We start from the raw sequence: 14,081 nt of genomic DNA on the forward strand, positions 1-14,081 counted from the left end.
TATTGTATAGTTATGTTAGATCGATTGCCTGAATATATAGACCCTTTACAGCTCGCAGATAAACGTGCTGAATTGAAGGGAAAAATACCTTTAAACAGCATGGATCGTTTAGCGGAAACACTGCTGAGCGACACCGGGACTGTTGCTGTGGATCTTTTTTTTGGACGGGAAGGAAGACTGGCCAAAATTGAGGGACACATAGAGGCGATTCTGGAGCTTGAATGTCAAAACTGTTTGCTGGCTATGGAATGGCCTGTCAGTGCTGAAATCAAACTGGGTATTGTTACCTCAATAGATCAAGCAGATAGGTTGCCCGAAGATTATGAACCGTTATTAATTAAAGAAGAGAAAACTTCTCTTAAGGATATCGTTGAGGACGAGTTATTACTTGCTCTGCCAACTTTTCCAAAGCATCAGCACGCTTGTTCAGTGCCGGATGCAAACTTTAACAAGGACGCTTCATTATCCGATGAGGAGCAGTCAACCCCTGAAAATCCTTTTTCCATCTTAGCCAAACTTAAAAAAACTGGAGATTTATAATGGCAGTACAAAAAAGTAAAGTATCACGTTCAAGACGTGGTCAACGTCGTTCACACGATGCTTTAACCAGCAGAGCATTATCTCAAGACCCGATGACCGGTGAAACTCATTTACGTCACCACGTTACTCCAGACGGTTTTTTCAAAGGTCGCCAAATTGTAACTACTGGCGACGAAGATTAATCAATCTTTCTCCCTTTTAGAATGATGATATGCCGAACCCAATCTTCGGGTTCGGCTTTTTTCAATAACTCCGGAGTCATTCGTAAGCGTGAGTTTAACAATTTCGATTGATGCGATGGGCGGGGATTATGGTCCCGAAGTTACCATTCCAGCATCGTTGGATTGTTTAAAAAGCAATCCAGACTTAAAACTGATTTTAGTGGGCGACGAAACTGTTCTGAAACAACAGTTAGCACAAGCATTAATTGATTTCAAGGACAGGCTCTCTATTCAGCATGCATCGCAGTGCGTCGGCATGGATGAGTCACCATCTAAGGCGCTGAAAAACAAGAAAGATTCATCAATGCGAGTGGCTATCAATCTGGTTCGTGACGGTCAAGCCGATGCCTGTGTCAGTGCTGGCAATACCGGAGCATTAATGGCGACTGCTCGTTTTGTTCTGAAAATGATTCCAGGCGTTGATCGCCCCGCCATTATTTCTACTTTACCGTCAATTTACGGGCATACTCACGCGCTTGATCTCGGTGGCAATGTAGACTGTAGTGCTGAACATCTTTTTCAGTTTGCCGTTATGGGCACTGAGTTGGTTAAAGCCGTGGAAAACATTGAAAGCCCGAAAGTCGGCCTGTTAAATATTGGCGAGGAAGATGTAAAAGGTAATGAGCAAGTTAAGGCGGCGGCAAAGCTGCTGGAAAACTCATCATTAAACTATATCGGTTATGTAGAAGGCGATTCTTTAAATGCGGGCAATATCAAGGTCGATCTGATCGTAGCCGACGGTTTTGTCGGAAATGTTGCACTGAAATCAATTGAAGGTGCGGCCAAAATGATCGGAACTGCGCTTAAAGAAGCTTTTGGCAGGAATATTTGGACCAAGCTGGCCGGATTGCTTGTTTACCCGGTCCTTAAGTCATTTAAAAAACGCATAGATCCGCGGCTCTATAATGGCGCCAGTTTTCTGGGACTACGCGGGCTAGTTATCAAAAGTCATGGCGGAGCCGATGTGCTGGCTTTTAAAACGGCCATTCATCTTGCCGAAGTAGAAATCAAAAAAGATGTTATCAGAAAAATAAGCGAGCAGGTTGAACAAACTTTGGCCAGGAGAGAGAGCGCATGACCCGTTATTCAAGAGTAATCGGTACCGGTGGATATCTGCCAGAAGAAGTTCGCACAAACAATCATATATCGCAAACCGTCGATACATCCGATAGTTGGATTCATGAACGCACTGGCATTAAAAGTCGCCGAATTGCAGGACCGAATGAAACGGCTTCAAGCATGGCTGAAATTGCGGCGAGACAAGCCATAGATGCGGCGCAAATTGATCCTGAAGAAATTGATTTAATAATTGTAGCAACAGGAACTCCCGATCGCGTTTATCCCAGCACAGGCTGTCTGTTGCAACAGCGTTTAGGTATTAAAAATTGTGTTGCTTTCGATGTGCAAGCAGCATGTTCAGGTTCAATTTTTGCCTTAAGTATTGCTGATCAATACATTAAAACAGGCGCAGCCAAGAAAGTGCTTGTTGTCGGTTCTGAAATCTGCTCACGCGTTGTCGACTGGACCGACCGTAGTACTTGTATTTTATTCGGCGATGGTGCAGGCGCCTTATTGCTGAGCTCTTCAAATGAAGCCGGTATTTTGTCGACTCATATCCATTCCGATGGCGAATACGAAGATTTGCTTTATTGTCCAAATCCGCAGGCGGCTACCGAGCATAATAAAGATGAAGCCGGATATATCAAAATGCGCGGCAATGAAGTATTTAAGGTCGCTGTAAATACATTAGGCCGTATTGTCGATGAAACGCTGGCGGCCAACAATATGCAGAAATCCGATGTGCATTGGCTAGTTCCTCATCAGGCCAATATACGTATCATTGCGGCAACGGCAAAAAAATTAAAAATGCCCATGGATCATGTTGTTTTAACACTTGAAAATCAAGGCAATACATCGTCTGCTTCAGTGCTCCTCGCGTTTAATGAAGCGGTTCGTGACGGTCGTATTCAGCGAGGGCAAGTAGTGCTGCTTGAAGCATTTGGCGCAGGATTTACATGGGGCTCTGCATTAATTAAATATTAAAAACAGACGTATTAATGAATAAGCAAAATTATAATTTGGCTTTTGTTTTTCCAGGGCAAGGCTCCCAATCTGTCGGCATGGTGGCAGCACTGGCCGAGAGTTATCCGGAAGTGAAGCAAGTCTTTGAACAGGCATCCGATGCGCTAGGCAAAGATTTATGGTCTATTGTATCTTCAGGACCTGAAGACGAGCTTAACCAGACCCAAAACACGCAACCCGCCATGTTGGCGGCTAGCGTTGCCATCTGGAAAGTCTGGTGCAAGCAGAGTGAGATCCGTCCGGCCTGGGCAGCTGGCCATAGTCTTGGCGAATATACTGCACTGGTTTGTTCGGAGGCTATGTCTTTTGAAGACGGAATAAAACTGGTGGCGGCAAGGGGCCGGTTTATGCAGGAGGCTGTGCCCGCCGGTGTTGGTGCCATGGCGGCAATTTTAGGACTTGAAGATCATCAGGTTGTTAAAGTATGTGCCGATGCGTCAGAAAATGAAGTTGTTTCAGCCGTTAACTTTAATGCCCCAGGGCAGGTTGTTATTGCCGGGCATACGGCGGCTGTCGAAAGGGCGATAGCAGCTGCAAAAGAGGCTGGTGCCAGACGGGCAGTACAATTACCGGTCAGCGTCCCGTCTCACTGCGCACTGATGCAGTCAGCAGCTGCGAAACTGGAGGAACAATTGCAGAATATAGCCCTCAATGTGCCCAAAATGACGTTGATTCATAATGTAGACGTTGCGGCGCATAGCGCACCTGAAGTCATTCGAAACGTACTGAAGGAGCAGCTCTATAAGCCTGTACGTTGGGTTGACAGTATTAAGTTTATGCACGATCAAGGCGTTACTCACTTTGTTGAGTGTGGTCCCGGCAAGGTATTGATTGGATTAAATAAGCGTATCGCTAAAGATGCAGGACATATGGCTATATATGACCCGGAGACTTTAAATAAAGCATTGGAGCAGTTAAATGACTAAGCAAGTAGCATTAGTGACAGGCGCCAGCCGTGGCATTGGCAGAGCAATTGCCGAAAGATTGGCCGAGGATGGTTTTTTTGTTGTCGGCACAGCAACTTCAGATAACGGCGCTGATTCAATTTCCGCTTATCTTGGTGAAAACGGCAAGGGTTTAAAACTTGATGTGGCTAATCCTGAATCGATTGCTGAAGTCGTTAAAATAGTTAGTGACGAATATGGCGTACCGACAGTGTTAGTCAACAATGCGGGTATTACGCGCGATAACCTGCTTATGCGCATGAAGGATGAGGAGTGGGACGATATTATCAATACCAATCTGACTTCAGTTTTTCGCATGAGCAAAGCCGTGCTGCGCGGCATGATGAAAGCGAAAACAGGTCGCATCATCAATATATCATCCGTGGTAGGAGCCACTGGCAATGCGGGGCAAGCCAATTATGCTGCGGCAAAGGCAGGCATGATCGGTTTTGCTAAATCCATGGCAAAAGAAGTGGGTTCGCGCAATATCACCATCAACACGGTAGCACCCGGGTTTATCGATACTGATATGACTAAGGAGTTAGGGGAGGATATTAAAAACTCCTTATTAGCCTCTATTCCTTTAGCTCGTTTGGGCGAAGCCAAAGAAGTTGCCCACGCCGTCTCATTTTTGGCTTCAGAAGGTGCCGCTTATATCACCGGTGAAACCATTCATGTAAATGGTGGCATGTTTATGCCTTAATATTGTGAGATTTTTGCAATATAAAGTATAATCCCCCCGCCGTCTGGAATTGCCGGAGACGGGATTTCTAGTAAAGTTAATAACAATACTATTGTAAGCTTCTAACCAAATACTGATGAACTTACATTGTTTGAGGATAATAATTATGAGTAACATTGAAGAACGAGTAAAAAAAATTGTAGCAGAGCAATTGGGCGTTAAAGAAGATATCGCTACTGATGCTTCATTTGTAGATGATCTTGGTGCTGATTCTCTGGATACAGTTGAACTCGTTATGGCTCTTGAGGAAGAATTCGAATGTGAAATTCCAGACGATGAAGCTGAAAAAATTACAACTGTTCAACAAGCTATCGATTACGTAGAAAAAAACGCGCAATAGCCTGCTTTTAGTGGATGAACCCTCTCGTTCATCCACTATATTTGTATAAAGTCTTTATTCCCCCCTATACATTTCTTACGGTACATTACATTGAGCAAACGTCGAGTCGTAATAACTGGATTAGGCGCTGTCACGCCTTTAGCTAACACTGTCGCAGAAACCTGGGACGGTATTATTAACGGTAGAAGCGGCATCACTCCAATTGATTCTTTTGACATTTCTCCATTTGCCACTACATTCGGCGGCGTCATAAGAAATTTCGACATTACTCAATACATTCCTGATAAAGATGCCAAACGTATGGATGCTTTCATTCATTACGGCATTGCGGCTGGTTGCCAGGCTATTGAAGATTCAGGCATTGAAGTGACTGAAGCTAACGCTGATCGCATTGGCGTGGCGATTGGTTCAGGTATAGGAGGGATTACCGGAATTGAAGAATGCTATGCGACTTATGAAAAAGGTGGTCCGCGTCGGATTTCGCCATTCTTTGTGCCGGGCAATATTATCAATATGATTTCCGGTAATCTTTCAATCAAATACGGATTAAAAGGCCCCAACTTTGCCATTGTTACTGCCTGTTCAACAGGTACGCATAATATTGGCGATGCAGCACGCTTAATTAAATACGGCGATGCCGACGTCATGATTGCTGGTGGCGCAGAACGTTGCACAACCTCGCCAACGGCGATGGGTGGCTTTGCCTCGGCAAAAGCTTTATCGCGCCGTAATGATAATCCCCCAGCGGCAAGCCGTCCTTGGGATAAAGATCGAGACGGCTTTGTTTTGAGTGATGGTTCCGGCGTGGTTGTTCTTGAAGAATTGGAGCACGCGCAAGCGCGTGGTGCAAAAATTTACGCCGAAGTGGTTGGTTATGGCATGAGCGGCGATGCTTATCATATTACTACCCCATCTGTGGGGGGAGAAGGTGCAGCTCGTTGCATGCGCAATGCATTGCGTGATGCCGGCTTGAATGCGGATCAGGTTGATTATATCAACGCTCACGGTACCTCGACTCCTGCCGGCGATATCGGAGAAACCCAGGCAATGAAAGCAGCTTTAGGCGAACATGCTTATAAAGTTGCCGTCAGTTCAACAAAATCCATGATAGGGCACTTGTTAGGCGCAGCCGGTGGCATTGAAGCTGTGCTCACAGCCTTAAGCATTAAAAACCAGATTGCTCCCCCAACTATTAATCTGGAAAATCAGGATCCTGAGTGTGATCTTGATTATGTGCCCAATACAGCCAGAGACATGAAAATCGATATAGCCATATCCAACTCATTCGGTTTCGGCGGCACTAACGGATCCATAGTTTTTAAACGTTTCGAGTAACGTACAACATATTGCTAAATACGTGATGCTTCTTGCTGATGATTCTGGTAAATGGTGAACGCAAGCAGCATATTGAAATATCTGACCGCGGCTTTCAGTATGGCGACGGATTATTCGAAACGATAGAAGTTAGAAACGGACAGCCTGTATTTCTTGATCGGCATTTAAAGCGCTTAAATACAGGTTGCCATCGGCTTCATATTCCCTGTCCCGATCCTGAACTTCTAACCGCTGAAGCTTTAAGTCTCTGTAAGAATTCGAGTCTGGCTGTACTCAAACTGATTGTGACTCGAGGTTCCGGCGGGCGAGGCTATCGTCAGCCAGACTTGATTCAACCTACCCGCGTACTAAGTCTTCATCCTTATCCCGATTATCCTCCTGCGTATAGAGATCAAGGCATTGTTGCCCGTTTCTGCGATACTCGTTTAGGTTTAAATCCATCATTGGCGGGAATCAAACACATGAATCGACTCGAACAGATATTGGCTCGGGCCGAATGGAATGACCCAGCTATTCAGGAAGGAATTATGCTGGATATCAATGATCATATTATCGAAGGAACCATGACCAATCTTTTTTATGTCAAAAATGGTTCAGTTTATACCGCATCATTGTCTCAATCGGGTGTCGCTGGCATTATGCGCGGTATTATTATAGAAATATTATCAAACCATAATATTCAAGTATTTGAAAAGTTATTTAATAAAAATGAATTTTTATTGGCTGATGAAATCTTTGCCAGCAATTCAATCATTGGCTTATGGCCAATCAATCAAATTGGAAACAATCATTTCTCAATAGGTCCAATAACCAGACGAATACAATCTTGTCTCGACAGACTTAAAAGCGAGGCGGAGGCGTCTTTACTATGACCAATAAAATCATCGGATTTACATTATTGATCTTCAGTTTTACAGGTGGATGGGCATGGATGGACTATCAAAGAGCTGTAAAAATCCCTGTCGTACTCAACAAACAGGTTTATGTAGATATCGAAAAAGGTGACTCATTAAATCGGATCACTGACAAGTTAGTCGAGCAAAACGTGGCTGTTAAGCCAATCTGGTTTAAAGTCTTTGCTTACACAAGCGAATCAGCCAAAAAAATTAAAACCGGAGAGTATGAATTAACGCCCGGTTTAAGCATACCGGAAATATTAGCCTTATTCGTTCAAGGTAAAACCAAACAATATGCGATTACTTTTCCAGAGGGTTGGAGCTTTAAGGATATATTGCGGGAAGTCCAGAATAACCCTCACCTTGAGCATACTTTAAATAGCGCTGATCTCGAAGCTTTAATGCTGAAATTCGGAACAGATGCGAAACATCCTGAAGGCATGTTTTTTCCCGATACCTATTTTTTTGAAAAACATATGACCGATGTTTCTTTGTTAAAGAGAGCTTATGACAAAATGCAGCAGGTATTGCAACAAGAGTGGCTTAATAAGGCCGAAAATTTGCCTTTTAAAAATCCTTATGAGGCGTTAATTCTCGCTTCAATTGTAGAGAAGGAAACCGCGGTAATTGAAGAAAGGCCTTTAATCGCCGGCGTATTTATTCGCCGACTTGAAAAAGGTATGCTGTTACAAACGGATCCCACGGTAATTTATGGCATGGGTGATCATTATAAAGGGGATATCACCTATGAAGATTTAAAAAATACCACCCCTTATAATACTTATGTTGTTAAAGGTTTGCCGCCCACCCCGATAGCCATGCCAGGGAAAGAAGCTATCTATGCATCTTTACATCCTGATACCGGCAATAGCCTCTATTTTGTATCTCGAGGGGATGGGACGCATATCTTTTCGCCAACATTAAAAGATCATAACCGCGCGGTTGATATTTTCCAAAGGAAGAAAAAATGAGTAGAGGGAAATTTATTACCTTGGAGGGCGGAGAGGGCGTAGGCAAGACCACGAATCTGGCTTTTATAAAAAAATATCTACAAGATCATGGTATTGACGTTATTGTTACGCGTGAGCCCGGCGGTACCCAATTGGCAGAAAAGATACGACAGTTGCTATTGGATTCGAGTAGTGAGAGCATTTCGGAATCAGCAGAATTGCTACTGATGTTTGCGGCAAGAGCACAGCATATCAAGCATGTGATTGAACCTGCGCTGTCAGAAGGAAAATGGGTGCTCTGCGATCGCTTCACAGATGCAACTTATGCGTATCAAGGAGGTGGTCGAAATATGAGTATCAATACCATAGAATGGTTGGAGAATCTCGTACAAGGTACTTTGAGGCCCGACTTGACGTTATTACTTGATGCGCCTGTTGAAATAGGCTTTGGAAGAGTAAGGACTCGGGGAGAATTGGACCGGTTTGAGTCGGAAAGAGTCGATTTTTTTGAACGCGTCAGGCAAGCTTATCTGAGACAAACCGCTCTTTATCCTGCGCGAATCAAACTCATCAATGCGAATCAACCATTAACTGACGTGCAAAATTCACTGGTTGATGTGCTTCGACCATTAATAAAATGATGTCAGTAAACCCATTATTTCCCTGGCTGCAACCTAACTGGGAACGGCTATATAATTATATTATTCAGGAACGTGTTCCGCAGGCTTTGCTGATTACCGGTAATAAGGGAATAGGCAAACTGCATTTAGCTAACCAGTTCGCTTTTTCACTGCTTTGTGCAGACCCGCAGACCGATGGTTTGAGTTGTGGTTCCTGTGTCAGTTGTAAATTGCTCAGTGCTGCAACGCATCCTGATTTTATTAATATTCAGCCTGAAGAAGCCGGCAAAAGCATTACCATTGCCCAAATCCGCAATTTAATCACCCAACTGACCTTAAAACCTCAATTTGAGACTTATCGCGTTGTTATTGTCAGTCCTGCCGAGCAAATGAATCATGCAGCAGCCAATGCCTTTCTAAAATGCCTCGAAGAGCCGACAGAGCGCACTATCATTGTTTTAATTACCGATAAACCGGCAAAATTACCAGCCACTATAGTCAGTCGATGCCAGAAGCTGATCATTAATACTCCCACTAAAGACACGACGCTTGCTTGGCTTAAGCAGCAAAATGTTCAGGAAAACACGGAACTGCTATTCGGACTGGCTAGGGGAGCACCATTATTGGCCCGACAATATGCGGATGAAGGCTACATTGGCATGCGTCATGAATGCTTCAAGGCATGGATGGGTATAGCAAAGCAACAGTCCAATCCCGTCATTGTTGCTGAAACTTGGCATAAATTACCCGAATCCCCATTGTTATTCTGGGTTACATCCTGGATTGTCGATTTAATTAAATGTTTTTATCCGGCAAATATTGAAAATTTATATAATCCGGACTTGTACAAGTCCTTGAAAGAACTGTCTCAACAACTAGAATTAAAAAGCGTTTACAAATTGTATGACATATTATTGGCAACTCGCCAGCGATTGGATTCGCCAATCAATAAACAACTGATGTTCGAAGAGATTTTAATTAAATGGTCTGAAATTAACCTGAGCAGATAACACCATGGCAGAATCAGCACCCAGACAAGGTATATTGTCACTTTCAATCAAAGATAAAAATGCTTTATACGCGGCTTACATGCCTTTTGTAATAAACGGCGGTTTGTTTATTCCAACTAATCGGGAATATCAGATGGGTCAGGAAGTATTTATGCTATTAAATTTAATGGAAGAAACCGAACGACTTCCTATCGCCGGAAAAATAATCTGGAAAACACCTCCAGGATCAGAGGGCTATAGAGCAACAGGGATCGGTGTGCAATTCAGTGACCAGGATGGTGGCATGGCTCGCAATAAAATAGAAACCTATTTGGCAGGTGCTTTAGGTTCTGACCGGTCAACCCATACCATGTGATTTTATCGAATGCTTATTGACTCTCATTGCCACCTGGACCGCATTGATCTGGGACCGTATCAACTAGATTTTTCCCGTTTCATGAAAGAAGCGGAAAATAACCAAATTGAACATATGTTATGCATCGCCATTGATTTGGAATCCTATCCGGCCATGCATGCTCTGGTTTCAGATTATTCTCAAATATCACTGACTGTCGGCGTACATCCCAATGTTCAGGACGGCAAGGACCCGAGTATTGATGAGCTTATCGCTTTAGGTCAGGAGAAAAAGGTTATAGCAATAGGGGAGACCGGACTGGATTATTTTCGTAGTGAAGGCAATCTTGATTGGCAACACAAACGTTTCAGAAATCATATTACTGCAGCCAAAACTCTGAAAAAACCACTAATTATTCATACCCGCGAGGCCAAACAAAATACCTTGCGAATTTTAGAAGAAGAGGAAACTCGTGACGTAGGCGGGGTTATTCATTGTTTTACCGAAGACTGGGATTTTGCCGAAAGAGTGCTGGATCTGGGTTTTTATATTTCTTTTTCCGGTATTGTGACGTTTAACAGCGCTAAAGAAATCAAGGAAGTGGCAAAAAAAGTACCCACGGACCGCTTTCTTATTGAAACTGATTCGCCTTACTTGGCGCCGGTTCCGTTTCGCGGAAAACCAAATTATCCCACTTATGTACGTTATGTGGCTGAACATATAGCTGAATTGAGAAACACAAGTTTTCAACAGATCGCGAAACAGAGCACAGAAAATTTTAAAAGACTTTTTAAATTAGAACTTAGCTAAGCTAATAAGGTTTGATGCCGCTTACCATAATTATATTGATACTGCAATAGAAAGAATTATTTAATGCGGTTTGTTTCAATTCCATGCGCCATTGATCCAATTCTTTTTGTGTAATGATATTGTCTGTTAAAGCATTATTTTCAACGGTTTCCTGTAGGGACAAAGCGTAAAATAATTCCAGATCATTAGTATAAAGAGGAAAAACATCGACTTGAATGTCATTAAAATGCGCATTTTTGAACATCCGATATAAGCTTCGCCCTGAATAGCCATTTGTGAGAAAATTTTCCAGACGATAATTTGATAGTAATTGTTCTGTTTTTACTGATTGACAATCAATAGACAGGCTTGCCCAATCCGTATCTATGATTACTACGTTCCCTCCCGGTTTTGTGACTCTGTATATTTCGCCAAGTACCTGCTCAGGATTGTTTAAATGCATGAAAAGTCGTTCACTTCGGCAACTATTAAAGTAGTTATCTGGAAAAGTTAACGCACTGGCATTTTCATGTTGAAAGTGGACAATGCGATCCATCTTTAAAATTTCCACTTGCTCCAATGCTTTTCTTAACATGGATTCATCGTAATCAACACCTATAACAAAGCCATCTGGCGATACGAATCGACTCATTTCAATAGCATCAATGCCAGGGCCGCATCCCAAGTCAAGAACCGTATTACCTTGCTTAATTTGCATTTTTTTATAGCTAAGCTGCTTGATAGGTGCAAAAATTTCGCCTGCTTTTTTTAGATAATCAACGTCGACAGGACCTTTAAATTCAGTCATATGATTTTTTCCTGTTAGGATAAATGTTGTTTTTCTTCTATATTTATCTATAGAAAATAGTCTAAAATCTCATCATGATTATATGAGTGGATAAGATATTTAACTAAATTAATATTTTATATCAATTAATCAATAATTTACCATAGGTGAGTCGATGTTTGAACGCTTACAAAAAAGGGATATGGATAGCTATGTGGAAAAAAGAAGATATAGGAAATCACTATTCAAAATATTTTCAGATGGTCAATGTTAATACTCAAGAACTAAAAACAATCGCCTATAAATTACGCCATAGCGTATTTCATGAAGAATACGGTTATTATGAATTAGGAAACTCTCACTATAAAAATATGGAAATTGACGAATATGATGAATATTCTCTGCACAGTCTGCTATTTCATAAACCAAGCAATCAAGCTATCGGTTATATCCGATTGATTCCTCAGATAAAAAAGCATTGCAATCAATTGCCAATTGAAAAGTATTACGGGAAACCCTTTGATTTTAGCGCTACCCGTGTAAATAAGGTGGAGAGAGCAAACATAGGTGAAATTTCACGAATGGCCATTATGTCGTCCTTCAGACGGCGGCTTTCTGATAACTATCGTATAGATCAAGAGCCTGTTAAACAGGCTGAAAATATAGTTCATCCAAACCAGCGCTATCCAATCAATTATTTGCCCATGTGCCTTATGTCAGCAACCATGCATTTTGCATTTAAGGAAAATATGGAATATGGTCTTGCAATGGTAGAGCCAAAACTTGCAATTTTATTACGTCGTCTTGGTGTCCAATTTGATCAGATAGGTAAACCTTTTGAGTGCTTTGGGACACGGGTACCCCCCTGTGTCAGGATAGTTGTCCTCTCCCGCTAACGGGATAATTGGAAACTAGACAGGGGACGGAAAGAAAGCTCAATGCCACATTATTCAGCGGAACGCAAAGCGTCTGTATTAAGAAAACTGTTGCCACCCCATAACCGCTCAGTACCGGAAGTCGCCCGAGAGGAAGGGATTTGTGACCAGACGTTATACAATTGGCGTAAACAAGCCAAACAACAAGGGGTGCCCGTGCCAGGCAGCAGGAAACAAACAGAAGACTGGTCGCCGGAGGCAAAATTTGCCGCCGTGGTGGAAACTGCGGCCATGACCGAACTGGAACTGAGCGAATACTGCCGCCGCCAGGGCCTTTATCCCGAACAGATCCGGCGCTGGAAGGAGGCCTGTATTCAAGGCGCACAGAAGGCCGGAGCGCAACAACAGCAGCAACGACTGGAAGCGAAGCAGGACAAACAGCGCATCAAGGCGCTCGAGAAAGAGCTCAACCGCAAGGAGAAAGCCCTGGCGGAAGCGGCGGCTTTACTGGTGCTGCGAAAAAAGTTGACCGCCCTCTGGGAGGCAAACGAGGCCGATTAACCTCGTACCCGGAGCGGCAACAATTAGTGACCTGGATCCGCGCAGCCATCTCAGCGGGTGTCCGGAAGCGTTTGGCCTGCGCAGAGGCGGGCCTGAGCCTGCGCACCTTCCAGCGCTGGACGCAGGAGGCCGGCCAGATTAGTCAGGATCAGCGCGCGCAAGCGCAACGTCCGGCGCCTGCGAACAAGCTGTCGGAACAGGAACGGGCCCAGGTACTGGCTGTCTGTAACCAGCCGGACTATGCCGACCTGCCGCCCAGCCAGATCGTGCCGAGACTGGCGGACCAGGGCGTGTATCTGGCCTCGGAATCCAGCTTTTATCGCATTCTGAAGGCGGCGGATCAGTTGCATCATCGGGGCCGTGCGAAAGCCAGACAGAAATCCCGGCCGCCGACCACACATCAAGCCCGAGCGGCCAATGAAGTCTGGACCTGGGACATCAGTTATCTGCCGAGCGGCGTGCGCGGTCGGTTCTTTTATCTGTACCTGATCGTGGACATCTTCAGCCGTAAAATCGTTGGTTGGGAAGTGCACGAGCAGGAGTGTGGCGAAGCGGCGGCCGCTTTGGTACAGCGCGCGGTCTTGGCCGAGCATTGCTGGCGCAAGCCCCTGGTGCTGCATGCCGATAATGGCAGCCCGATGAAGTCGCAGACGCTGCAGGCCAAGCTTTACGAGCTGGGCATTACGCCTTCCCATAGCCGGCCCCGGGTCAGCAATGACAACCCGTATTCGGAAGCGCTGTTTAGGACCTTGAAATACTGTCCGCAATGGCCCTCGCAAGGCTTTGCCTCCCTGCTGGTCGCGCGTGAATGGATGAGCCGCTTCGTGTCTTGGTATAACGAAACGCATCGTCACAGCCAGATTCGGTTTGTTACGCCGGCACAGCGCCATCGGGGCGAAGACCGGGCGATTCTTAACCGACGTGATCAGGTCTATGCCCAGGCCAAAAAACGGCATCCGGCCCGCTGGTCAGGCGCCACAAGAAACTGGACGCCAGCAGGCCCTGTTACGCTGAATCCGGAACGGAACGAGGCGGAAATAAAACAGGCTGCGTGA

17 protein-coding genes are annotated in these 14,081 nt (G+C 44.4%); 16 read left to right on the plus strand and 1 reads right to left on the minus strand.

Annotated features, from left to right (window positions below; translation table 11 throughout):
• Positions 1-12: 12 nt before the first annotated feature.
• The 14 genes from METLU_RS0107390 (at position 13) to METLU_RS0107450 (ending at position 10,824) form a co-directional block, all read left to right on the plus strand.
• Positions 13-540 carry a YceD family protein gene (locus METLU_RS0107390; RefSeq protein ID WP_027157657.1) on the plus strand — a complete coding sequence of 176 codons (528 nt, stop codon included), beginning with the start codon at positions 13-15 and terminating at the stop codon, positions 538-540.
• Positions 540-722 carry a 50S ribosomal protein L32 gene (gene rpmF / locus METLU_RS27230; protein WP_081679042.1) on the plus strand — a complete coding sequence of 61 codons (183 nt, stop codon included), beginning with the start codon at positions 540-542 and terminating at the stop codon, positions 720-722. Before METLU_RS0107390 ends, rpmF begins: the two co-directional genes overlap by 1 nt.
• An 88-nt stretch (positions 723-810) precedes the next feature.
• A complete protein-coding gene (gene plsX, locus METLU_RS0107395; RefSeq protein ID WP_081679043.1) occupies positions 811-1,839 on the plus strand; it encodes a phosphate acyltransferase PlsX in 1,029 nt (342 codons plus the stop codon).
• Positions 1,836-2,804, plus strand: a complete 969-nt coding sequence (locus METLU_RS0107400) for a beta-ketoacyl-ACP synthase III (RefSeq protein WP_027157659.1) — start codon at positions 1,836-1,838, stop codon at positions 2,802-2,804. The genes plsX and METLU_RS0107400 overlap by 4 nt, the downstream gene beginning before the upstream one ends.
• 14 nt (positions 2,805-2,818) lie before the next feature.
• Positions 2,819-3,769 carry an ACP S-malonyltransferase gene (fabD, locus tag METLU_RS0107405; protein WP_027157660.1) on the plus strand — a complete coding sequence of 317 codons (951 nt, stop codon included), beginning with the start codon at positions 2,819-2,821 and terminating at the stop codon, positions 3,767-3,769.
• Positions 3,762-4,490, plus strand: coding sequence for a 3-oxoacyl-ACP reductase FabG (gene fabG, locus METLU_RS0107410; protein ID WP_027157661.1), 729 nt, complete (start codon positions 3,762-3,764; stop codon positions 4,488-4,490). The genes fabD and fabG overlap by 8 nt, the downstream gene beginning before the upstream one ends.
• A 145-nt stretch (positions 4,491-4,635) precedes the next feature.
• Entirely contained in the window at positions 4,636-4,869 is a 234-nt protein-coding gene (gene acpP / locus METLU_RS0107415) for an acyl carrier protein (protein ID WP_020161042.1), read from the plus strand.
• Between the two features lie 90 nt (positions 4,870-4,959).
• Entirely contained in the window at positions 4,960-6,204 is a 1,245-nt protein-coding gene (fabF, locus tag METLU_RS0107420) for a beta-ketoacyl-ACP synthase II (protein WP_027157662.1), read from the plus strand.
• Between the two features lie 38 nt (positions 6,205-6,242).
• Positions 6,243-7,076, plus strand: a complete 834-nt coding sequence (pabC, locus tag METLU_RS0107425) for an aminodeoxychorismate lyase (RefSeq protein WP_027157663.1) — start codon at positions 6,243-6,245, stop codon at positions 7,074-7,076.
• On the plus strand, positions 7,073-8,071 hold the full coding sequence (gene mltG, locus METLU_RS0107430; protein WP_027157664.1) for an endolytic transglycosylase MltG: 999 nt from the start codon (positions 7,073-7,075) through the stop codon (positions 8,069-8,071). The genes pabC and mltG overlap by 4 nt, the downstream gene beginning before the upstream one ends.
• The gene (gene tmk / locus METLU_RS0107435) at positions 8,068-8,691 is read left to right on the plus strand and encodes a dTMP kinase (protein WP_027157665.1); all 624 of its coding nucleotides are present in this window, start codon (positions 8,068-8,070) and stop codon (positions 8,689-8,691) included. Before mltG ends, tmk begins: the two co-directional genes overlap by 4 nt.
• The gene (locus METLU_RS0107440; RefSeq protein WP_331271263.1) at positions 8,688-9,680 is read left to right on the plus strand and encodes a DNA polymerase III subunit delta'; all 993 of its coding nucleotides are present in this window, start codon (positions 8,688-8,690) and stop codon (positions 9,678-9,680) included. Before tmk ends, METLU_RS0107440 begins: the two co-directional genes overlap by 4 nt.
• A gap of 4 nt (positions 9,681-9,684) precedes the next feature.
• A complete protein-coding gene (locus tag METLU_RS0107445; RefSeq protein WP_027157667.1) occupies positions 9,685-10,035 on the plus strand; it encodes a PilZ domain-containing protein in 351 nt (116 codons plus the stop codon).
• A 9-nt stretch (positions 10,036-10,044) separates the two neighbouring features.
• Complete coding sequence (locus tag METLU_RS0107450) at positions 10,045-10,824, plus strand: TatD family hydrolase (protein WP_027157668.1); 780 nt, start codon at positions 10,045-10,047, stop codon at positions 10,822-10,824.
• 1 nt (position 10,825) lies between these two features.
• On the opposite strand, the gene METLU_RS0107455 is transcribed toward METLU_RS0107450, so the two are convergent.
• On the minus strand, positions 10,826-11,611 hold the full coding sequence (locus tag METLU_RS0107455; protein WP_027157669.1) for a methyltransferase domain-containing protein: 786 nt from the start codon (positions 11,609-11,611) through the stop codon (positions 10,826-10,828).
• Between the two features lie 158 nt (positions 11,612-11,769).
• Here METLU_RS0107455 and METLU_RS24795 point away from each other — a divergent pair, with 158 nt between their 5' ends.
• Positions 11,770-12,486: a PEP-CTERM/exosortase system-associated acyltransferase gene (locus tag METLU_RS24795; protein ID WP_155920489.1), complete on the plus strand. Its 717-nt coding sequence runs from the start codon at positions 11,770-11,772 to the stop codon at positions 12,484-12,486.
• A 42-nt stretch (positions 12,487-12,528) separates the two neighbouring features.
• A protein-coding gene (locus METLU_RS27235) for an IS3 family transposase (RefSeq protein ID WP_155920359.1) occupies positions 12,529-14,081 on the plus strand; the annotation gives its coding sequence in 2 pieces (ribosomal slippage) (positions 12,529-12,991 and positions 12,991-14,081; 1,554 coding nt in all).

The organism is Methylobacter luteus IMV-B-3098 (assembly GCF_000427625.1).
Taxonomy (GTDB): domain Bacteria; phylum Pseudomonadota; class Gammaproteobacteria; order Methylococcales; family Methylomonadaceae; genus Methylobacter; species Methylobacter luteus.